The 21,269-nt window shown below is 38.9% G+C and carries 19 protein-coding genes; 12 read left to right on the forward strand and 7 right to left on the reverse strand.

Annotated features, from left to right (window positions below):
* Window positions 1-49 precede the first annotated feature (49 nt).
* Window positions 50-1,711: a DNA repair protein RecN gene (gene recN, locus QE382_RS17795; RefSeq protein WP_307187106.1), complete on the reverse strand. Its 1,662-nt coding sequence runs from the start codon at window positions 1,709-1,711 to the stop codon at window positions 50-52.
* 301 nt (window positions 1,712-2,012) lie between these two features.
* Here recN and QE382_RS17800 point away from each other — a divergent pair, with 301 nt between their 5' ends.
* Together QE382_RS17800 and QE382_RS17805 are read left to right on the forward strand one after the other, a co-directional pair.
* Window positions 2,013-2,627 carry a SprT family zinc-dependent metalloprotease gene (locus QE382_RS17800; RefSeq protein ID WP_307187107.1) on the forward strand — a complete coding sequence of 205 codons (615 nt, stop codon included), beginning with the start codon at window positions 2,013-2,015 and terminating at the stop codon, window positions 2,625-2,627.
* Between the two features lie 67 nt (window positions 2,628-2,694).
* Window positions 2,695-3,108 carry a hypothetical protein gene (locus tag QE382_RS17805; protein ID WP_293953624.1) on the forward strand — a complete coding sequence of 138 codons (414 nt, stop codon included), beginning with the start codon at window positions 2,695-2,697 and terminating at the stop codon, window positions 3,106-3,108.
* Between the two features lie 176 nt (window positions 3,109-3,284).
* Here QE382_RS17805 and QE382_RS17810 read toward each other — a convergent pair whose 3' ends face one another.
* Window positions 3,285-3,545 (reverse strand): hypothetical protein, encoded by a 261-nt coding sequence (locus tag QE382_RS17810; RefSeq protein WP_209579127.1) that lies wholly within the window; start codon window positions 3,543-3,545, stop codon window positions 3,285-3,287.
* Window positions 3,546-3,623: 78 nt separating this feature from the next.
* Window positions 3,624-3,923 (reverse strand): hypothetical protein, encoded by a 300-nt coding sequence (locus QE382_RS17815; protein ID WP_307187108.1) that lies wholly within the window; start codon window positions 3,921-3,923, stop codon window positions 3,624-3,626.
* Window positions 3,924-4,376: 453 nt separating this feature from the next.
* Between QE382_RS17815 and QE382_RS17820 the strand changes: the two genes are divergently transcribed.
* The 3 genes from QE382_RS17820 (at window position 4,377) to QE382_RS17830 (ending at window position 7,188) form a co-directional block, all read left to right on the forward strand.
* Window positions 4,377-5,225: a hypothetical protein gene (locus QE382_RS17820; protein WP_307187109.1), complete on the forward strand. Its 849-nt coding sequence runs from the start codon at window positions 4,377-4,379 to the stop codon at window positions 5,223-5,225.
* A 38-nt stretch (window positions 5,226-5,263) separates the two neighbouring features.
* Window positions 5,264-6,532 (forward strand): MutS-related protein, encoded by a 1,269-nt coding sequence (locus tag QE382_RS17825; RefSeq protein WP_307187110.1) that lies wholly within the window; start codon window positions 5,264-5,266, stop codon window positions 6,530-6,532.
* Between the two features lie 95 nt (window positions 6,533-6,627).
* A complete protein-coding gene (locus QE382_RS17830) occupies window positions 6,628-7,188 on the forward strand; it encodes a plasmid pRiA4b ORF-3 family protein (RefSeq protein WP_307187111.1) in 561 nt (186 codons plus the stop codon).
* Window positions 7,189-7,225: 37 nt separating this feature from the next.
* Here the strand turns inward: QE382_RS17830 and QE382_RS17835 are convergent, their stop codons facing one another.
* From QE382_RS17835 to QE382_RS17845, 3 genes are all read right to left on the reverse strand, one after another.
* Entirely contained in the window at window positions 7,226-7,696 is a 471-nt protein-coding gene (locus QE382_RS17835; protein WP_307187112.1) for a PDDEXK nuclease domain-containing protein, read from the reverse strand.
* Window positions 7,671-8,363, reverse strand: a complete 693-nt coding sequence (locus tag QE382_RS17840; protein WP_307187113.1) for a DUF6493 family protein — start codon at window positions 8,361-8,363, stop codon at window positions 7,671-7,673. The genes QE382_RS17835 and QE382_RS17840 overlap by 26 nt, the downstream gene beginning before the upstream one ends.
* 144 nt (window positions 8,364-8,507) lie before the next feature.
* Complete coding sequence (locus QE382_RS17845; RefSeq protein WP_307187114.1) at window positions 8,508-10,709, reverse strand: TlpA family protein disulfide reductase; 2,202 nt, start codon at window positions 10,707-10,709, stop codon at window positions 8,508-8,510.
* 321 nt (window positions 10,710-11,030) lie between these two features.
* Between QE382_RS17845 and QE382_RS17850 the strand changes: the two genes are divergently transcribed.
* Window positions 11,031-11,558 carry a hypothetical protein gene (locus tag QE382_RS17850; RefSeq protein ID WP_307187115.1) on the forward strand — a complete coding sequence of 176 codons (528 nt, stop codon included), beginning with the start codon at window positions 11,031-11,033 and terminating at the stop codon, window positions 11,556-11,558.
* 60 nt (window positions 11,559-11,618) lie between these two features.
* Here the strand turns inward: QE382_RS17850 and tamL are convergent, their stop codons facing one another.
* The gene (tamL, locus tag QE382_RS17855; protein ID WP_307187116.1) at window positions 11,619-13,970 is read right to left on the reverse strand and encodes a translocation and assembly module lipoprotein TamL; all 2,352 of its coding nucleotides are present in this window, start codon (window positions 13,968-13,970) and stop codon (window positions 11,619-11,621) included.
* 8 nt (window positions 13,971-13,978) lie between these two features.
* Here tamL and QE382_RS17860 point away from each other — a divergent pair, with 8 nt between their 5' ends.
* The 6 genes from QE382_RS17860 to QE382_RS17885 all read left to right on the forward strand — a co-directional run bounded on the left by QE382_RS17860 (window position 13,979) and on the right by QE382_RS17885 (window position 21,217).
* Window positions 13,979-14,728, forward strand: coding sequence for a TrmH family RNA methyltransferase (locus QE382_RS17860; protein ID WP_307187117.1), 750 nt, complete (start codon window positions 13,979-13,981; stop codon window positions 14,726-14,728).
* Between the two features lie 59 nt (window positions 14,729-14,787).
* Window positions 14,788-15,960: an MFS transporter gene (locus QE382_RS17865; protein WP_182332949.1), complete on the forward strand. Its 1,173-nt coding sequence runs from the start codon at window positions 14,788-14,790 to the stop codon at window positions 15,958-15,960.
* Window positions 15,961-16,158: 198 nt separating this feature from the next.
* The gene (locus tag QE382_RS17870) at window positions 16,159-17,073 is read left to right on the forward strand and encodes a hypothetical protein (RefSeq protein ID WP_307187118.1); all 915 of its coding nucleotides are present in this window, start codon (window positions 16,159-16,161) and stop codon (window positions 17,071-17,073) included.
* Complete coding sequence (locus QE382_RS17875) at window positions 17,070-17,747, forward strand: ABC transporter ATP-binding protein (protein ID WP_307187119.1); 678 nt, start codon at window positions 17,070-17,072, stop codon at window positions 17,745-17,747. Before QE382_RS17870 ends, QE382_RS17875 begins: the two co-directional genes overlap by 4 nt.
* A 21-nt stretch (window positions 17,748-17,768) precedes the next feature.
* Window positions 17,769-18,332 (forward strand): GNAT family N-acetyltransferase, encoded by a 564-nt coding sequence (locus tag QE382_RS17880; RefSeq protein ID WP_307187120.1) that lies wholly within the window; start codon window positions 17,769-17,771, stop codon window positions 18,330-18,332.
* Between the two features lie 143 nt (window positions 18,333-18,475).
* On the forward strand, window positions 18,476-21,217 hold the full coding sequence (locus tag QE382_RS17885; protein ID WP_307187121.1) for a DNA gyrase/topoisomerase IV subunit A: 2,742 nt from the start codon (window positions 18,476-18,478) through the stop codon (window positions 21,215-21,217).
* Window positions 21,218-21,269: the final 52 nt, after the last annotated feature.

Below are 21,269 nucleotides of genomic sequence, written 5' to 3' on the forward strand. Positions count from 1 at the left end.
GATCTTTTTTTATTAAAAGAGTTATCTTTACCACACTTACAAAAACAAGCTATCCCCGCAACAATAACTCCGCATGTTCCAGCGCAGCATCCGTTGGATTTGCTCCGCTCAGCATCTGTGCAATCTCTTTTACCCTACCGGCTTGGTCTAACCGAACAATGTTGGATATTGTCCGATTTGCTTTATCTTCTTTGTACACTTTATAATGCGCAGCACCTTTAGCAGCAATCTGGGGTAAATGTGAAATAGCAATGACCTGCATATTCTCAGCTAAACTTTCCATTACTTCACCTACACGCAACGCCACCTCACCAGAGATCCCGGTATCGATTTCATCAAAAATAATAGTCGGCAGGGCAGAAGTTTTGGCAACTAAAGATTTTATGGCTAACATTACCCGTGAAAGCTCACCTCCAGAGGCCACCTTATGGATGAATTGCATTTCCTGCCCTTTATTGGCAGAGAACAAAAATTGGATAGCATCCATTCCGGATTCCCGCATCTCTCCTTCCTTTAAGGGCTCTAAAGTAATTTGAAGACGTGCATTGGGCATTCCCACATTTGCTAAGGTAGCTTGCACTTCTTTTGTGATTAACGCCAACACTTTGCTCCTGCCTACTGATAGTTCCCTACCATTTTTCTGAGCAATGTTCAACTTAACTACGACCTCTTTTTCCAGCCGCTCCAATTGCTCATCGGAAGAATTTATGGCCATCAACTTGGACTCAAGCTCATCCCTCAGTCGAATAAGCTCCTCAACGGAGTCCACATGATGTTTCTTCTGTAATGAATAGAGTAAGCTCAGGCGCTCGTTAATTTCCAACAAAGTACCCTCGTCAATTTGTGTCTCTTCTTCAAGCGCACTTAACTCTGCGGCAACGTCCTTGAGCTCAATCCATGCGCTCTTTAACCGCGCAGCCAAATCTGCTGTTTCAGGAAGAAATGAAGTGATACCTTCCACTTGGTTCATAGCGTCCTTCAAACGGCTTAAAACAGCCGTATCATCATTTTCCAATAGCTGCGATGCACCGGTTAGCGCGCGCTTAATATCTTCTGCATTTTCCAATTGGCGCTGTTGTATTTCGAGCTGCCCCTGTTCATCTGACACCAATTGCGCTGCATCAAGTTCATCAAATTGGAACTGAAAATAATCTTGTTCTAATGCAGCCTTTTTTACCAGCTCCTTAAATTCTTCGAGTTCCTTTTTTGCTTTCTTATAAGCAAAGAAACTATCTCGATAATCTTGCTTTAATGCAAATGTGCCCGCGACACTGTCGACCACTAAAAATTGGAACTCTTCCGTATTGATCTGCAATGTTGCATGTTGAGAATGTACATCGATCAATTGTTCTCCTAACTGCTTGAGAATAGTTAGGGTAACGGGAGAATCATTAATAAATGCTCGGGATTTACCATCGGGAGCGATTTCTCTTCGAATAATGGTATGATCTGCATAATCTAGGTCATTTTCTTCGAAAAAATTGAGTAATCTGTAAGAACCTATTTTAAATTCTCCCTCAATCACACACTTCTTCGTTGGATCGAAAAAGTATTTTCCCTCTACTCTATTTCCTAAAATTAACGATAGGGCTCCCATAATAATGGATTTACCAGCCCCAGTCTCCCCGGTAATCATATTCAAACCTTTGTCGAACTGGATTTCCAACTCGTTTATAAGCGCATAATTTTTAATATGTAAGGTATCCAGCATATTTTTAAAGGTCTTATTACAGTTTGGAGGAAATACCTTTCCTCATCATTTTGCATGTTAACATGACTTTTTCTACAGTTAATTTAACTAAAAATCAGACGATTTCAATACATTTTATTAAAAACATAGCTCATCTAATCTATTGACATATTCGCACGCAACATTTACAAACACTAAATACTAAAAATAATATCATTTTTCCAAATTTAAAACTACTTTTTTTAGTAAATCAATTCTATTTTTGACAAAAGAATGTCGACTTGGCGCTTTATTAACATGAATAAATTCCTATTTTTATGTCATGCAAGATTATAGTGCTACACTAAGAAAATACATGCCCGAAGAAGCAGCTCCAATCATATCCAAGTGGATTAATCATACGCACTGTTTATTTAAGATCTCTCGTTCCAGGAGTACCAAGCTAGGAGATTACCGCGCTCCGTATAAAGGAAGCCCGCACCGTATCTCGGTTAACCATGACTTAAACTCTTATTCATTTTTGATTACGACGATTCACGAATTTGCACATTTACAAACATGGAATAAACATCAGCATCGTGTCAAACCACACGGTACGGAGTGGAAAAATAATTTTAAGGAACTAATGAGACCATTTCTTGAACTGAATATTTTCCCAACCGACATCAGCCAGGCGATTTACCGCTATATGGAAAACCCTGCAGCATCGAGCTGCACGGACATCCACCTGTTTCGTACCTTAAAGTTATATGACACCGTCAAAAGCAGCGCCCTTACGGTAGAATCCTTAGAGGATGGGCACTTCTTTAAATTAAAAAATGGGCGTTCATTTCAGCGTATTGAAAAGATAAGGAAACGTTATAAATGCATGGAATTGACCAGCAAGCGTATGTACCTATTCCATCCAATTGCGGAGGTATTTCTGTTGGAACAATGATTTTTAACAAATACATTCAATATATTTTTATCTTTGCTAACTTAGGAAATAATTAAAGAGAGCTTTTATGTTACATTTACACTCGACTATAGCAATTGTCTTATTGCTAGCCCTGGTGATATCGATCGTGATCACCCTATCAAACTATCTAGGCAACAAACCGTACAATCGTAAAATTGCTTTATTGGGTTTCATCGCATCGCATATTCAATTAGTGGTGGGATTGATTTTATTCTTTTATTTAAAGTACCCTTCGATGATCTCTGGTGCTGTAATGAAAGATCCTTCGTTACGATTTAAAATCATTGAACACCCTTTGACCATGATTATTGCTATTGTATTGATCACCATTGGCTATTCTAAAGCGAAAAAGATTGAAAATGCAAAAAAAGCAAATCAAACCGTTTTGATTTTCTTCGTCATCGGTTTAATCTTGATGCTCGCTCGTATTCCTTGGTCGACTTGGTCACTTTTCGCTTAATAGCACGCGAGACATGATATAAAAAAAGCCTTCCAAAAAATTGGAAGGCTTTTTTTATATATGATCTTTTTATTTGACAATAGAACTGTGTTGCTAGCTTCTTATATGGTTTGCTTTATACATCATAAAAAAAGCCTCAGTAAACTGAAGCTTTCAATATCTTTGCTGAGTAGTAATTAGTCACGGTTTTTTCCAAATCCCAAAATTCCGAACACGGTTTTGAAAGCGATAAGTGCGCCTACGATCATGGAGATGTTAGCTATTGCGGAAAACAAAAATGTTTGTTGACCCATAGACGTACAAACATCCGGTACAAAACGGATAAATGTACCGATTAAACCTAAAGCGATCGCTACTACCAATGTTTTGTAGTAATGAGTTTGATTCGCATTATTATCAGTTGTCTTTGGACCTCTTGGTTGTACAGTTTCTGCCATTTCAATTTCGATTTTATTCGATACAAATGTACAAAATAATCTATGTTAGAAAAATAAAAATTAAAAAAGCAGCGATCATCAATTATTCAGTATATTTCTGTTCATATTTTTCTTTTTTTCGCCTGTAATCATGCGGATGCTCTTTCGTAATATAATATCCACCACAGTGGATGCAACCGTACGTATAGCGTTGCTTTGGCTTTCCTGCCCCACTGCCATATCGGTGCTTCCTTCGATTTTTCCCCGTAGCCACTTCTTATAGCACCATTTTAACCAATGAATAAAAAAGCTTGCTTCGCTCCTACTATTAAAACGCACCTTTCCGGTTGCGCGACATTTACGTCGCTCAATCAAGCTATTGATTTCAAATTTTCCCATATCATTTATTCTGAAAAAGGAGAAGGCACACGCACCATATGGAAAAGGAAAAATGCGCGGAAAGGTAGCACCCGAAAAACTGACAGACCTCTGCTCGAACTTCTTTAAACTTGGATAGAACAAAGCTATTTTGACAGACAAGTTAATGCCTTGGAAATTTGCAAAAGGCTTAAAGCAGAATCAAGCATTAAATTTAGAGTTAGCGACATTGAAAAGTGCATGAAGATTCTATGTGGTAGCCGTCAAGCTCTACTGCAGAAAGATTCTATTGATGGAGTGCAGAGGTATTGGAAGGAAGAACTGTAAAAGAAGTGATGTGACAGTTCAATTTACAATACCATTTTATCGGCTAGAATTAAGCGAATTAAAATCATTTACTTTATTTTCTTATCAAAAAATTGTATTTTAATCATAAATTACAGCCCCATGAAACGCCTATATATCTTATTTAATTTGTTATTTTTATTTTCTATAACAGTGCCAGTAAAAGCTAGGATCTCCCACCATAGAAACTATCCTAACCATTTAACTGATACACTTTCTGATGATATCCGAAAGTATATTACACAATTAGCTGTTTCGGAAGGCTTAGATAAAAGCTCCATTAAAATAAAAACTGATAGCTGGGGAGAGGTAACCGTTTCAGACAACTGGGGTAAAAGTATTAAATACAGCAAAGACCACTGGAACGGATATACAAAAACGGATAACAACGGACTTAAAACATCAGTAAAACAGGATCTTTCCGGCAATATAGTCGTAAAATATAACGAAGGAAAGGAAAAAACGGTCAGGAAAAATATAAGTGGAGATTTTGATATTCCAGATTGGAGTCCATCCACTAACTTCATAAATACCCTTGATAATTTGAAGATCCGTGACAGCCACGGCAACCTCACTACTATTTCAAAAAACATCTTCGGCGGTTTAGATATCAGTGATGCGAGTGGCAACCACGCCACTGTATCTAAAAATGTTATAGGTGGCTTAGACATTCATGACAGCCAAGGAAATAGTAGTCGTATATCAAAGGATGTTCTAGGAAACCTGACAATTGAAAATAACGCGGGTAAAAGCACAACCATTATAACAGACATATTGGGCGGCAAAACAATTGAAGACAACAAAGGCAGCCGTGTTTCTGTAAGAAAGGATATATTTGGAAATTATGAAGCCAGCGATAACAATGGAAACCATGCGTCCATAAAAAAGGATATCTTTGGAATAGTAATTATGGATGATCCAAAAGGTATTTTGGAAACTGTAAAACTTCAGCTAATCGAAGATTTAATGCAGGAGTAAAGTCAGCATAAACAATTTCAATAAACCTAAAAGCAATTATGAATGATACACAAGATTTATTTTTATCAAAAGACATTTTACCCATATTTGATTATACATTAAACTCAGATAGTCATTCGGCGCTCTATAAACTTCTACAAAATCCATTATCATCTATCTCCCAAATCAACGATAGACAAACAATCCTAAAACAAATTATTTTGTCCATATCACGCGGGAATGACTACTATTACACTAAAATTGAGTATGCAGATTCACATAAGTTCTTATGTCATTTCCCACTAGAGTACCTAAAAAAAGTCGATTTTCTGGCTTACAAATTCAAAAAACGTAAGAGCAACATCTTACTTGGCGAGTATGCGCAACTAATTAACTTCTTATCCAAGCTTGAAAATGATCTCACAGGAAATATTGAACTGAATGAATTTCCCCATAAATATCAAGAGGATCTTAGGTTTGTCATAAACTACCTCCACTCCTTCAAACTTCGACACTATATATCCAAAATCCGTAAAGGTACACTAGGCTATATTTCCATCCAGGAGCTAAACGCTATTGTTTCTGAAAACCGTAAAAATGGTGATACGCTTTTATTTTTTGAGAAACTAGCTCTTTTAGAAGCTTATTTTTCAATCGGGAAAGCAATTTATAAAAACAATTTTCAGTTCGCTACAATGAATGAATATTGTTTTCAACTCACAGAACTATATCACCCATTGCTATCTAATCCTGTAAAAAATGATATCGTTATAAACAACAATATCGTACTTATTACAGGTGCAAACATGTCCGGAAAATCAACACTGCTTAAATCCATCGGCTTATGCGTTTACTTGACTCATTTGGGATTAGCTATGCCTGCCAGCGCTGGAACCATTCCTTTTTATGATAATGTATCGATTCAAATTAATCACAGCGATGATCTAAAAAATGGTTATAGTCATTTTATGAAAGAAATTATCAAATTGAAAAACGTTGTTCATCAAGCGCATGAGGGTAAACGATGTTTCGCCATTTTCGACGAGCTATTTAAGGGGACCAACTATGAAGATGCATTGGTTATAAGTGTAAAAACGATCAAGGGTCTTCAAAAGTTTGCTACTTCTACATTCTTTATCTCTACTCATATAATTGAATTACGGCAAAAAATTGCAGAAGCCTACGTCCAAGTGAGCCCATACTATATAGACTGCAAGATTGTCGAAGAGACCCCAGCTTTTTCCTATGTATTGAAAACAGGATGGTCTAATCTGCAAATAGGTCAATTATTATTCAACAAAGAAGGACTAAATAGTCTTTTAGATTGACAAGAACATCCATTGATTGACAGAGAATGAGGGATTACAAAAATTACAGCTATTAGGAGTTGTTTTAATAGTGAAGAGGAATAAAATAAATACAGATGCTATTACAATTAAAAATACAGATTAAAGGGATAACAAAACCACCAGTGTGGCGAAAGTTATTAGTTCCCGATTATTTCACGTTTGACCGTTTACATCAAGTGATACAAGAAGCATTTGGCTGGAAAAACTATCACCTTTATCAGTTTTCGCCGAAAGGTTTTGGATCATATCCTGAGATTGCCATAATTGACGAAGAGTGGGACGAAGGAAATACCGAAGATGCCGAATTGTTAATATTGAAAGACATTTTAAATCAGACAGGGCAAAAGTTCACCTACATCTATGATTTTGGTGATAGCTGGACACATCAAATTGTGGTCGAGGACATTCTAGACAAGCATGTATTAAAAGCGGAGTTACTGGAGGGAAAAGGTGCTTGCCCACCGGAAGATTGCGGAAGTACTTGGGGATATCAAAATGTAAAGGATGTCATGAAAGATATACACCATGAAGAACATGATGAGATGCGAGCCTGGCTCGGCTTAGAAAAAGGTGAAAAATGGGATCCGAACTACTTTGATCTCCAAGCTGCAAAGAAGAGAGTAGCAGCGGTATAGTGTTGCATTTTAAAAATATATAATGCTCGTTGTAAATTTACTCATCGCCAACCTTACTCACAAAACTTTCCAGTTCTTTGTTCACCTCATCCAGCAACTGTTGCTCTGTAGGCAAGTAAAGCTCATATTGACTGGCAACGATTTGTTTTTGGTCTTCGGGAAGGGTGGGTTTCACAACCGCATCGTTTTTACTCGCACAGAGTAAAATGCCGATCGTGAGATGTTCATATGGAAGCCTTTCAATGCGATCATAGTAATTGACATACATCTGCAATTGACCAATGTCCTGATGGGTTAATTTGTGAGTCTTGATCTCAATGATCACAAAACTTTGCAATAGACGGTTGTAAAAGACCAGATCAACAAAAAACTCATCACCTTCTATATGGATGCGTTTTTGTCTGGCCACGAAGGAGAAGCCATTCCCTAATTCGAGAAGGAATTCTTGAAGATGAACAATAATGGCGCCTTCAAGATCTTTTTCATAATAAGCGCTTTCCCGAATCATTTTTACGAACTAACTGCAATAAATAGCTGCCCAACCAATTGGGTTTGGCATAGTTTAGGATTTGCATCACATCATGGCTCTTCGCTTGATTCAAAAGCTCATGAAAAATATTCCAGCTACCCGCATCTGAGCCGGAAAATGTGGCCAGCGCCAGCAACTTCACCGTTCGTTGATGTGCCTTGGTACCTCGTATACCCCAGTTGTATTGGGCTTTACTTTTAAATTCAGGATCTTTGGAGAGATCACTATAATCAACCCAGTAGCGCTTGGCAGCACGAATTTCTTTTTTTAAAACTTCTAGGTTGCCATTAGCGTATTCTTCCAAAAATGGAATGATATTTTCAATCCTTGCCTCTTTGATAAGCAATTTCAGCGCCTCTAACGCTTCTTCTTTCCGTCGGCTAGCAACCGAAAGCGGTCGAACAGCTGAGTCTTTTTCACCGCGATCGACTCCTACAGCACCATCTTCAGAATAGCCCTTTTTTATCTTCTCAGCAATTAGCTTTTCGGCATCCTTTAGACAGGCTTCTTCCGAGTCGAATGTTTTACTTTTACTTTGTCCAGCCGTTCCGTTTCGACCGTAGGTTACGGTATGTGTTGCCCCAGTTGTTTGAATTTCCCAAAATTTATCTGATGCGCCGTCGATATACCTTAAATGCTTTAACATTATTTCTAGCTATACTATCAATTAATTCCCTTTCTGCTTAAATATAACGAAAGCAGCATAAAAAAAAGTATATGGAAAGGTCATTGACTAGCTATTCATTTCATAGGGATTAAATAAATACATTTTAAAATAGCGAGAATTATATTAAAAAACGGCTATTTCTTCTAACAACTGCCGCCAGTCAAAACCAAATGGCATCGCTATCAACTTCCCCGCCGGTGTTAGAATATACTTGCTCGGATAACCCTGCACATTAAAATCCCGTTCCACCCGATTGTCCGACATGAGTACGGGTATGGTATAATTGTTTTTGGCAATAAAATTTTTCACTTTATCTTTTGTATCACTGCACGCAATACTGACAAAACCAATTCTTTGCGCCCTTTCTTTATCTATTTTGAGCTGCTCATAAAAATTATTAAGCTTTGGCATTTCTGCAACACATGGCCCGCACCAGGTGCCCCAAAAGTCCACCAAGGTCCATTTACCTTTCAAATCGTCCTTTGTGGTTTGACCATTCTGCAAGTTGCTCAAGATAAAATTAGGGGCATCGGGTAACTGCGAAACAACTTTTTGCATAAAAAATTCGCTAAACTTCTGATCTGAATAGTAATGTTGATAAAAATCACGCAAGCCCCTGTAGCTTGTTCCCTGCACAGTCAAAAATTCCTTAATGTATTTTGATAAGGCAGCATCCTTCTGTCCCGTCGAAGCCAGTTCGGTCAGATAATCTTCCGAATAGTTGTTTTTAGCCTTTAAAAAGTTCGTATCGTAATAGGAATCATAGGCAATTTCAGCATCTTTTTTTGGAGAATATAGCGCAGCTTTCTCCAAATAAGCCAAGGCCTCACTTCTATCATTTTTATGAATTAATTGGTAAGCAAAATAATAGGCGGTGGCAAGATGCGCACGTGTTACATCTTTACGTTCCGTCTGATCCGTATTGTAAAGTGTTGTTAATTTTGCTATGATGTCGTTTAACATTTGCCGACCATATTGCGCGTCAATAGTGCTCAAGCGCTTAAAGGCCATCAAAGCATACCGCCCCGCATTTCCATTGGTCCAATAATCAGCGTTCAACCCCATCAGCTCATTAAATAGGCTCCGAGATTGTGGTAGATCGTTGTCTTGGTCCTCGATTCGTTGCCACAATACCATAGGATAGATGTATTGTTTTTCCACTTCAGAAAAACCATTCAATAATAGTTCGATCTGTTCACCAGCAGATAGGTATTCCTTCGAAGGTGCATACCCTTGGTATAAACTATTCTGTATCCAGTTATATTTCTTTTCCTTGTCCAGCAAAGGAATTAAAGCCATAAATTTATCCTTCGATAGCTCGCCTCTGTAAAGCAAATTAGAGAGATGGTGTGTTCCTGCCAACAAATTTACTGGTGTATTTTTCAAAGTTAAGTCGTATTGTTTATCGTCTTTAATCTGCTGAAGTAGATTTAACTTTTTCTGCACAAAAAACTTATCATTGGGAAAAATAGCATCGTATTTCTTGATGTACTCCACTACTTTCACACTATCAACTGCCCCATCGGTCAATAATTTCTTGCTCACAAAACTGCTTGATAATAGCATTTCAGCATATGTTTCGTCATAAGTAGGATGCATAATGGTCTCCAATTGCTGTATGTTTGTTGTACTTAAGACAGGGCGATTATCAAACGTATAGGGTCGTTGATTTAGACTAATAAGTTTACAGCCTTTTTTAGCAATCACAAGCTCCCCTTCCAACTGTTGAGACGTATCTCTGAAAGTTAAATATACTTTATGCTTATCGCTTTTTGTCATGCTATACCGTTTACTCTCGACCAATTGTGGCTCAACTTGGAGTCTTTTCAAAAAATCTTTGTTTATATAGGCATGATTTAGCTCTTGGCTTAACACCGCCGCCACCACAGTCATATTATTAGCCACCATTGCTACGACATCATCTGTTAGCTCCCAATGCAGGGCCTTCGCCCGAATCTCCCTCTTGAGCGATGTCGTATCGACAATCGTCTCCCTTCCTTGAAAATTAAAATAAATAGGTTGTTGCAATTGAACCAAAATATCAGCCAATGCACTCGAATTTAAAACATTAAGATTACTATCTGGGCATAAACTGGAAAATATGAATTGCCTGTCCGGACCTGTAAATGTGATGGCTTTCGTATTTATTTCCAGCGGGAAAACCTTCTTCGACACTGTCTTATTGGAAGACACGGCCACATAAGTCGATTTGGAGTTTGCTAGCTTATTTCCGAGGAATAGCTCTTGTTTTATAAGATAACTCTCATTTTTTTGGCCGAAACACACAGCGTTCACCAAAACAAAAAATAATAATATACTCCTCATTGACAATAGTTTATATGGTTAGTTTCAAAAATAGTAAAATTTAATGAACACAAGACTATTTGAGTGAAAAATGCAAATGGTGCAAGCTTCTCTGGCTCCTCCATTATTTTGTTGCCGTAGAAAGAGACGGAGTACCCGATAGTAGTGTCGTGTACCGGAAACTTTAAACATTTCCAAAAGAAAATTAAAATACCTAAAATTGCAGAGTTAATTCAAAGAAATTGGATAAAGCTTGTTGATCCCTGCAGACGTTCCAGACGCTCTTGACATTAGGAGAATAAATTTAGCGTGGGTCACTGTAGACTTGTATAAAATAAAAAAATGAAAAAGATTATATTTTTTCTATTCATCATACCTTTTTGGGCTGCTGCTCAAGAGCAAAATATCCAAAACTTTGTCGTCAAAGAAAATCTTTCAAAAAACGGAAAGTTAGCGGTTATTGCATTGGATTCCTTAGGGAATACCAACGAGACCATCAATGGCAATTACTTATTTACGATCAATGGTTTCTCTCAACCTTTACAGTTTCACGATGGTGTTGCTGTCCCAAATCAGAAAATTGAGTCATCAACATTCGTTTTCTTTAGCCATAAAAACCAGCAAACATCTAAAGGGCGCCTATTTTACATCTACAAGAGTGATAGCGGCCTTTCTCCATTTGCCATTAGTGGATTGATGTTTTTAGTTATTCCTGCTATCGTACTAGGAATCGCTTATATGTTTAAAAAAGTGATTATGACAGCAATCGCACTGGCCATTGTTTTCTTTTTATTCAATCATTCCCAGGGGTTAGATTTAGGCAAAATTTTTGAATCCATTTTTTCAAGTCTCAAAAATATTATCGGTTAGCGCCTAGACCTACCTAGATTTCGTATCAATGAAAGCAAGTCAAAATAAATGAAGCGTGCTTTAAAACGGCATACCGATACCAAAATTATATTGAATAAAATTGTATCGATCTGGTTTGTGGGTTTCGTAGTACTGAGCCTTAAATTCTTTGGAATCAAAAAAGTGCTTAATAACCCATTGATCTGCACCTGAAAACTGGGGATCCTTAAGTTTAAGTCCGGCATCTAGACGGATCACAAAATATTCTGAATCGAAACGAAGTCCAAAACCGGTACCAATCGCGACTTGCCCGAGAAATTTATTGATTTTAAACTCTCCTCCAGGGTTCAATTCTTCATCTTTCTTCAGACGCCAAACATTCCCCATATCTACGAATGTCGCTCCGTTCATTTTGGCTCCCAAAAAATTATTGAGCAACCGGAAACGATACTCTGCGTTCGCTTCCAATTTAATTTCGCCGAGTTGATCCAGATTACGGAGATTTAAACGCAGGTCTTCACTTAAACTCTGGCGGTTGTAAGCACCCGGTCCCAACGTACGTGCCTGCCATGCACGGATACCGTTCATTCCGCCACTATAAAAACTCTTTTCAAAAATCAGCAATTTGGAGTTGTTACCGTATGGAATCGCTATCCCTGGATTAAAACGGAAGACAAACTGTCTATTTCCTCCAAGATTTCGATATAAACGATAATCGAGTTCAGTTTTGGCATACTGGAGAAACGGCACACCAAAGATCTTTTTCTCTCCGTCGGCATTCTTAGGCAATTTTGCCAAAGAACTAATAAGATCCAGAAAGTTCCCACTAATATCCAATGTCCCTCTGAAATATTGAAAATCTTCCTTGCTATTCAATTTTTTTCCATTCAACACAAAGGTGTACTGGGTTCCCAGACCGAAATATTGGCGGTCGTTACTCCGTACATACAGCTGATAGCCTTCTTGCACGAGCTTGTTCCGAAAATTGGAATCTAGGCGCCCATCCCGGTACTCCAATACGATGGGCGTGAAGCTATGGTATTTATTCTCCGTTTCATACCAGGAATAATTTAAGGACGTAATAAAATAACGGTTTGAATAGGTTTTATCCTGATCAAATAATTGCAATGTCATGGAATAGGTCGTTTTAGGCAAGCCAAATTTCCCTCCCGGATTTATACGAAAAGGGACCATCAAGCGCGGGATAACCAAGTTGACCCCCGCCTGAAAATCGTTGTTAAAGATCTTACTAGAAAGCCCTCCTGCCAATCGTGGGTCAAACAAAACTCCGTAGCGCAATTTAACCTCCAATTGCTCTGACCCTCCGAAAATATTACGTTGGGAAAAAGTATTGCCGATATTGAACCCACTCATGCCCGAACTAAAGGTATACTCACCCTCTATCTGGTTTCCCATTCGAGGTCTTGGAACAAAATCATAATGCACATTAAGCTTATTGGAATCTTTCTTGACAAACTGTATTTTGACAGAACGAAATCCATTCATCTCATACAATCGGTCATAGGATTTATTTTCCTCTTGTAACGAATAGTAATTCCCCGACCGCAAATACATATAACGCTCTAATGGTTTCCAACGAAAGCTATTTGTTTCATCAACAAATAAGAGTCGTTTCGCTGAATCTTGAATGCGACGCGGTGACTTCTTTGACATTGTACCATAATTCCTTATGGTCATATAAACACTATCAATCTGATACTTTTTGTGTATCGTAGAATCCGATGGATTTTCGACATTGATTTTGAGGTCGATCAAATTACCCGCTATAGCCGAATCTATACCTGCACGCATATACTGCCGCAAATAATTGTAATATCCGTTGTTCCGCATCGAAACATAAAGTTTCTCTCTTTCATCGAGTAATTTTGCTGCATCGTATTGCGTCTTTGGCTTGACAGCAGTCTTTGGCAGCACCTCACGCTCAAAGATATCTTTTATATCTGCTTCTTCAAAGTTACGATCTACACCTCTAATTTGATAAGGAGCACCAGCATCAACCTTAAAGTCTATATGCGCGCGCTTCTTCGAAACAGCAATTTCGGGTGTTACTCTGGCTTTAAAATATCCTTTTGAAAACAAAAATCGCCGGATTTGATTAGCGGACAAATCGACCATTGCCGAATCCAACAAATGAGGGGGTTCACCGACATTCCGAATTTTCTTGGTTTTATAGCGGCCGTTTGTAGTATTGAACGTATTGTAAATAAAGAGATTTACCCTTGAATTAGGTCGTATTTGATTGGAAATATACGTTTCGGATGATTCTTTCAATGCAGGGTTGACACCAGAAATCTGTACTTTTGTAACCAAAGCTTGGTCATCGTCAAGGTATTTTGAAGACCGGCAGGATGCAAAAAGTGACACTAAAAAGGTTATACTTGCAAATCCGATAAAACGAGGGTAATTAATCATCAATAAAAATGTTGTCAAAAGCGCAAATCAGTCTAATAACGTCTCTGCAAAATAAAAAGTTTAGAAAACAGCACGGCCTTTTTATCGTGGAGGGTATAAAGTCCGTCATGGAATTTATTTCTTCTCGCTATCGGGTTGAGTCCATTTTCTATACGGGCGACGCCAGCACAAAAGTGGGTAAAATCTCGCATAATATAAAATGCCACGAACTGACGGAGACTGAATTTCAAAAGATTAGTGCGTTGAAATCGCCGCAGGGAATTCTCGCTTTGGTCAAACTACCATCACAACAAACGATTGTATCAGCCAACTTAAAAAACAAGTTTAGTCTTGTGCTCGATGATGTGCAGGATCCGGGCAATTTAGGCACGATTATCCGCACCGCGGAGTGGTTTGGAATCGAACATATTATCTGTTCCATTGGAACTGTAGACGCCTACAACCCTAAAGTAGTACAGGCAACCATGGGCTCACTGGCCAGACTTCAGATCTATTATACTGATTTAACTGATTTTATTCCGGCTACTGGATTGAAAGTGTATGGCGCACTTCTTAATGGCCAATCCATTTATCAAACCCAATGGACCGATGAAGGCCTGATTGTCATGGGCAATGAGGGAAACGGTATTAGTGAAGAACTAACAGCATTGATCGATCAAGCCATTACTATTCCTCGCATAGGGCAGGCAGAGTCTTTAAATGTTGCTGTAGCAACAACGATCTTCTGTAGTGAGATTTCTAGACAAAAATTGGTTTGAGAATCCATTCATCGCTCCGAAAACTGTACATTTGCCACATTCCACAATAAAATTCCGCCATGCCCGCTGAACAGAAATCCATCTATACGTTACAATTTATTTTACTTTGCTTAAGCTCGCTCCTATTTTCTTCTAGTTTCAATATGATTATTCCGGAACTACCCAATTATCTGAGCAGTTTGGGGGGTGCGGAGTACAAAGGGCTAATCATAGCATTGTTTACTTTGACTGCTGGAATTTCGCGGCCTTTTAGTGGTAAATTGACCGATCGGTGGGGACGTGTACCTGTCATGGCAATTGGATCCATCGTCTGTTTTATCTGTGGTTTTCTTTATCCCATTTTAACATCAGTCGCGGGCTTCCTATTCTTACGATTGATACATGGTTTTTCCACAGGTTTTAAACCTACCTCAACTTCTGCGTATGTCGCCGATCTGGTTCCTCAAAAAAGATGGGGTGAAGCTCTTGGCATGCATGGACTCGCTTTTAGCGTCGGTACAGCTGTTGGCCCAGCAATTGGAAGTGCCATTTTCGAGGCCTTTGGTATCAATGTTATGTTTTATTGTTCTTCTTTCATGGCACTTCTCTCCATTCTTATCGTCATTAACATGAAAGAAACACTGGCGAAAAAAGAAAAATTCAATCTTTCCATGCTCAAAATAAACCGCAAGGATATTATTGAATGGCGTGCCCTTCCAGCTGGAATCGTCACGTTTTTATCTTATACCGCTTATGGAGTCATTTTAACTTTAATTCCCGATTGGAGTGAATACCTGGGACTTAAAAATAAAGGGCTATTTTTTCTGGCATTTACAATCGCATCGGTGCTGATACGTTTCGTATCCGGCAAAGTTTCGGACCGTTACGGGAGACCAAAAGTCATTGTTGTCGGAATAGTCATTATTGCTATTGCACTCGTTGCTATCGGTATGGGCAATAGTTTCATTGGAATGATGATCGGCGCAAGCATCTATGGCGTGGGCACTGGTATACTCTCCCCTGCCGTCAATGCCTGGACGATCGACCTTAGCCTACCTGAACATCGGGGCAAGGCAGTAGCAACCATGTATATCTCACTTGAAGCTGGAATAGGGCTTGGCGCACTGCTCGCTGGATTATACTATAGTGATGTTATCCTCCGGATTCCAGTCATTATGTATGCCAATGCAGTAGTTTTGCTACTGGCACTGACCTATATGCTGAGCTGGCAGAGAAAGCACAAAGCCCACTAGCCTTTATTGCTTTTGCAAACTCATGCAGGACAAAACCTCATTTCCTCTTTAAATGTATTTCTCAATGGATAGCGGAGAAATCAGTAAACTGCGCAGTAATCCGAGTACCGAGAAGAACAGAGAAAATCGAATACCTGTTTTTATATGCCACGCAATTATATTGCATATAAAAGGTAATTTATCTAAGTTTGATTTATCATGGTAAGCAATTATTTAAAGCTCCAATACAAATTACTCGTTCGTCATATCAAAGCTACAGGAATACCTGTTCCGATCGCCTATCTCCTATTGTTTGGGTTATGCTACCTAATCTATTATGCTTTGTTTCAATACCCTAATTTTGGCTATTACGCCCTGATACTGGGTAATTTTCAACTACTTTTTCTACTCACTGAAAAAAATAGAAATGATTTTTTAAAAAACACATTCAGCAGAAGAGATTTTTATAAAATCAGACTTTGGGAGAATGCCGTGGTCGTTATCCCTTCGTTTGTCATTCTTCTCCTTCAGAGTCATTGGCCATATGCACTGTTTTTGATTGTATTAGCTGTACTTTTTGCATTTTTGACATTTAAGGCTTTTGGCAAGTCCATTCCGACACCATTCGCAAAAAAACCTTTTGAATTTATTATCGGATTCCGTAGGAGTTACCTTCTTTTAATCACTTTATATCTATTGGCTGGCATAGGTTTTTATGTTGCCAATCCCAATCTTGTCTTGTTTTGTGTTGCATGCATTGGGCTCACTTGCGTTTTATTTTACCAGTTACCGGAACCGATTTTTTACCTTTGGAATGACAATCATACACCAAGTGGCTTTCTTATGCGAAAATTTAGACGGGGAATTTTGCAATGTCTTCTATTTGCATTTCCTCTCCTCCTTATTTACGTCCTTCTCTTTCCCTCAGCGCTATTCAATGCCTGCATTGTGCTGGGAGGTATCTTTTTTCTGCTCCCTTTTGCAATTACATTAAAATACGTCGCTTACCCAAGAGAAATCAATTTCCCGGAAGGCTTTGCGTTAGTGCTTTGTTTTAGCTTTTTTCCATTGATATTTGCGCTACTGCCCTTTTATTACATTAAAGCCGTCAACAACCTTAAAAATTATTTATGATCGAGCTTACGAATCTCAGTAAATCTTTTGGACAACATCAGGTACTCCGCGGAATCTCTTATACCTTTAGCGGTGGAAAGGTATATGGCATTGTTGGCGAAAATGGTGCAGGAAAAACAACGCTATTTCGTTGTCTTGCAGGACTTGAAACGCACTCAGGCACTATAACATCCGCTGAGCAGCCGTTAAAGAATAATTTAGGCTACTTAACGTCGGATCCTTATTTCATGTCGAAGCTAACAGGTGAAGAGTATATTTATCTGCTGACAGATGCACGTGCAAAGAAGATCAAAAATCTTAGTGAAAGAAATATTTTCGAGTTGCCGCTGAAGGAATATGCAAGCTCTTATTCCACAGGGATGAAAAAAAAGCTTGCGCTGACGGCTACGTTGCTGCAAGACAATAATTACTATATTCTGGACGAACCTTTTAATGGTATTGATCTGCAGAGCAGTATCATTCTTACAGAAATTATTCTCCGTCTAAAAGCAATGGGAAAGATCATATTGATTTCCTCCCATATCTTTTCCACTTTAAAAGATACCTGCGATGAAATCTTGGTAATCGAAGCTGGCAGAATCAGTAAATCCGTCAAAAGTGATCAATTTGGAGACTTTGAGGAAGAAATGAAAGAAAAGATACTGAAGAAAGATATCGATAAGCTTTGGCTATAACGGCGAATCAAGTCATTCAACATGAATAAAAAAGCTATGGAAAAATACCTACCAATACTGGAAACCGAACGTTTAATTATCCGCCCGATACAGCTCGATGATGCTGCTTATTTTTTCGCAATGGATTCACAGCCCGAGGTGCATACTTTTCTGAATAACGAACCTGTACAATCCATTGAAGAAATAAAAAAAGTAATCACCCATATTCAGCAACAATATGAGCGATACGGTATAGGTCGTCTAGGGGTCGTTGAGAAATCAAGCAGCGACTGGATAGGCTGGACGGGTTTCAAATACATGAACGAATTGGAAAATGGGCGGATTGGATTTCTAGATCTCGGCTATCGTTTCAGAAAGGAATCCTGGCGCAAAGGCTATGCGACAGAAGCGGCGGCAGCCTGTATGCACTATTATCGAGAACACCTGACCCATTTTGATGTACATGGCGTCACACATATCCAAAACAAGGGGTCGCGAAATGTGTTGGAAAAAATAGGTTTTCAGGTAACAGAGCAATTTCATCTCGATCCATGGGATATTCCGTGTTATTGGTATGATTTGTTCCCCGATACACTAAAAAACTAATTATATTAGTTTTAAAAGCTAATTTTTTTAACTTTTCATAGTTTCGCTGTGATAAAACAAAATGGTTTTGTATTTTTACACGTTCGAATAAAATAATATTTCGAAGATTTCTGTATTGTACAATTTAATCTATTGCTGAGTAAATGAGTGACGAAACAAACTTCCCAAAGGAAGATAATCAAGACGACCTGGGATCAGGAAAAACAGAAAGCGGAAGTCAGACGATCCCTTTATCGGGTCTCTACGAAAACTGGTTTTTGGACTATGCCTCCTATGTTATCTTGGACAGAGCCGTACCCCATATTAATGACGGTTTAAAACCCGTACAACGTCGTATCCTCCATTCCCTAAAGGAAATGGATGATGGCAGATATAATAAAGCTGCTAACGTCATCGGTAATACGATGAAATACCATCCTCACGGCGATGCTTCTATTGGCGATGCCATGGTACAACTGGGACAAAAAGACCTTTTGATCGACTGTCAGGGGAATTGGGGCTTCCCAATTACGGGCGATTCTGCGGCGGCTCCTCGTTACATCGAGGGAAGATTATCTAAATTTGCCAATGACGTGGTTTTTAACCCCGAAACAACGGAGTGGCAATTGAGTTACGATGGCCGTAATCGTGAACCTGTTACCTTACCGGTAAAATTCCCGCTATTGTTGGCTCAAGGAGCCGAAGGGATCGCCGTAGGACTGGCGACGAAGATCATGCCGCATAATTTCATTGAGCTTATCGACGGGTCAATTCAGGTATTAAATGGTGAACGTCCAAATATATTTCCAGACTTCCCTACTGGCGGTATGGCCGACGTCTCCAATTATAATGAAGGTCAACGTGGCGGTAAAATCCGTGTACGGGCAAAGATTGAGGAACGCGACAAAAAGACGCTCGCAATTACAGAAATTCCCTTCGGAACCACCACCGGCGGTCTGATTGAAAGTGTCGTTACAGCCAACGATAAAGGGAAGATTAAAATTAAAAAAATAGAGGACAATACCGCAGGCAATGTTGAGATCATTGTGCATTTAGCGCCCGGAATATCTCCGGATGTAACGATCGATGCCCTGTACGCTTTTACAGCCTGTGAGGTCTCCATTTCACCAAATACCTGTGTGATCAAGGATGAAAAACCTCATTTTATGAGTGTCAATGATATTCTCATCGAGAATACCATAAACACTAAAAACCTATTGAAAAGAGAATTGGAGATTCGTTTGAACGATCTTCAAGAAAAAATATTCTTCAGTAGTCTATTAAAAATATTTATCCAGGAAGGGATGTACAAACATCCGGATTACGAAAATGCAGGTGACTTCGATACCGTTGTGCAAGTTCTAAATCGCTTGTTTGAACCATTCTTTGATCAATTTTATCGGGACATACGCCCCGAAGATTACAAGAAATTGATCGATAAACCCATGAGCAGTATTACACGTTTCGATGTTAAAAAATCGGACGAAATGATGAAGACGCTCGAAAATGAGATCAAAGAAGTCAAACGGCATTTACGTCAACTGACAGAATATGCCATTGCATGGTTCGAAAAGTTACGTGAAAAGTATAGTAAAGACCGTGAACGCAAAACCGAATTGCGCATATTCGACAAAGTAGAAGCTACCCAAGTTGCCTTGGCAAACACCAAACTCTATGTCAATCGTGAAGAAGGATTTATTGGATCGGGCATGAAGAAAGATGAGTTTGTATGCGATTGTTCTGATATAGACGATATTATTGTATTCCGTGAGGACGGCAAATACGTCGTCAGTAAAATCCAGGATAAAGTGTTTGTCGGAAAGGGAATTATCCACGTTGCTGTGTTCAAAAAAGGTGACGAGCGGACAATCTATAACGCCATCTATAAAGAAGGTGAAACAGGCACCAGTTTTATCAAACGTTTCGCTGTGGTGGGCGTCACTCGGGATAAGGAATATGATGTATCCAAAGGTTCCAAAGGATCTAAAATCCTGTATTTCACAGCCAATCCGAACGGTGAAGCTGAGGTAGTCAATATACAGCTTAAACCGCATACAAAATTGCGCAAGTTGAATTTTGATATGGACTTTGCCGAAATAGCGATCAAAGGCCGTGCTTCGCAAGGAAATATTGTATCCAAATACCCCGTCAAAAAAATTAGCTTTAAAAGCTCCGGTGTATCCACATTGGCCGGACGAAAAATATGGTACGACACCATTATGAAACGGCTAAATGCTGATGAACGCGGTCAGTATTTGGGTGAGTTCGATGGCGATGATAAGATATTGATAGTACTATCGGACGGTAGCTACGAATTATCAAACTTTGATTTGAGCAACCACTTTGATGAGAAAATGATCCGCATCGAAAAATATTATCCAGACCACATCTATACTGTTATTCATCAGGATGGAAAAAGCGGAACATATTTTGTCAAACGTTTCAAATTTGATGATCAGCCTATTGGAAAGCGCATTTCCTTTATCAATGAAGACGCAGGTTCGAAATTGATCTTAATGAGTAATGCGACCGAACCTATCGTCAAATTGGATATTTTAAAAGGCAAATCCCAAACGGAAGAAACTCTTGATCAACCTTTGACTGAAATCATCGATGTAAAAGGGATAAAAGCACAAGGAAATCGTCTGTCGTTTCATACCGTAAAATCAGTTGTCCTCTTGACTGCTGATGAAGATTTAAGTCAAAAAGAAAAAGCAACGGCGACTTCTGCAAATACTACTGCTGCAGCGCAAACAACTGACGCTGCTGTAGAAACAACAGCTACCGCAACAGCAACTCCTCAAAAAGGGGATGAGCCAACAGATAAAAATGATGATATCACCTTGGAAATAACCAATCCAAACGATATCCAAATCGACGATAAAGGACAGATGGAAATGTTCTAAATTATATACTGTACGTAAAAAAGGCTCGAAGATCAGTTCGAGCCTTTTTTAT

The sequence above is a fragment of the Sphingobacterium zeae genome, from assembly GCF_030818895.1.
In the GTDB taxonomy this organism is placed as follows: Bacteria; Bacteroidota; Bacteroidia; order Sphingobacteriales; family Sphingobacteriaceae; genus Sphingobacterium; species Sphingobacterium zeae.

Bases quoted from the DNA above. Each gene is read 5' to 3' on its own strand.
- recN (WP_307187106.1), bottom strand. From the start codon at position 1,711: ATGCTGGATACCTTACATATTAAAAATTATGCGCTTATAAACGAGTTG.
- QE382_RS17800 (WP_307187107.1), top strand. From the start codon at position 2,013: ATGCAAGATTATAGTGCTACACTAAGAAAATACATGCCCGAAGAAGCA.
- QE382_RS17805 (WP_293953624.1), top strand. From the start codon at position 2,695: ATGTTACATTTACACTCGACTATAGCAATTGTCTTATTGCTAGCCCTG.
- QE382_RS17810 (WP_209579127.1), bottom strand. From the start codon at position 3,545: ATGGCAGAAACTGTACAACCAAGAGGTCCAAAGACAACTGATAATAAT.
- QE382_RS17815 (WP_307187108.1), bottom strand. From the start codon at position 3,923: ATGGGAAAATTTGAAATCAATAGCTTGATTGAGCGACGTAAATGTCGC.
- QE382_RS17825 (WP_307187110.1), top strand. From the start codon at position 5,264: ATGAATGATACACAAGATTTATTTTTATCAAAAGACATTTTACCCATA.
- QE382_RS17830 (WP_307187111.1), top strand. From the start codon at position 6,628: ATGCTATTACAATTAAAAATACAGATTAAAGGGATAACAAAACCACCA.
- QE382_RS17835 (WP_307187112.1), bottom strand. From the start codon at position 7,696: ATGATTCGGGAAAGCGCTTATTATGAAAAAGATCTTGAAGGCGCCATT.
- QE382_RS17840 (WP_307187113.1), bottom strand. From the start codon at position 8,363: ATGTTAAAGCATTTAAGGTATATCGACGGCGCATCAGATAAATTTTGG.
- QE382_RS17845 (WP_307187114.1), bottom strand. From the start codon at position 10,709: ATGAGGAGTATATTATTATTTTTTGTTTTGGTGAACGCTGTGTGTTTC.
- QE382_RS17850 (WP_307187115.1), top strand. From the start codon at position 11,031: ATGAAAAAGATTATATTTTTTCTATTCATCATACCTTTTTGGGCTGCT.
- tamL (WP_307187116.1), bottom strand. From the start codon at position 13,970: ATGATTAATTACCCTCGTTTTATCGGATTTGCAAGTATAACCTTTTTA.
- QE382_RS17860 (WP_307187117.1), top strand. From the start codon at position 13,979: ATGTTGTCAAAAGCGCAAATCAGTCTAATAACGTCTCTGCAAAATAAA.
- QE382_RS17865 (WP_182332949.1), top strand. From the start codon at position 14,788: ATGCCCGCTGAACAGAAATCCATCTATACGTTACAATTTATTTTACTT.
- QE382_RS17870 (WP_307187118.1), top strand. From the start codon at position 16,159: ATGGTAAGCAATTATTTAAAGCTCCAATACAAATTACTCGTTCGTCAT.
- QE382_RS17875 (WP_307187119.1), top strand. From the start codon at position 17,070: ATGATCGAGCTTACGAATCTCAGTAAATCTTTTGGACAACATCAGGTA.
- QE382_RS17880 (WP_307187120.1), top strand. From the start codon at position 17,769: ATGAATAAAAAAGCTATGGAAAAATACCTACCAATACTGGAAACCGAA.
- QE382_RS17885 (WP_307187121.1), top strand. From the start codon at position 18,476: ATGAGTGACGAAACAAACTTCCCAAAGGAAGATAATCAAGACGACCTG.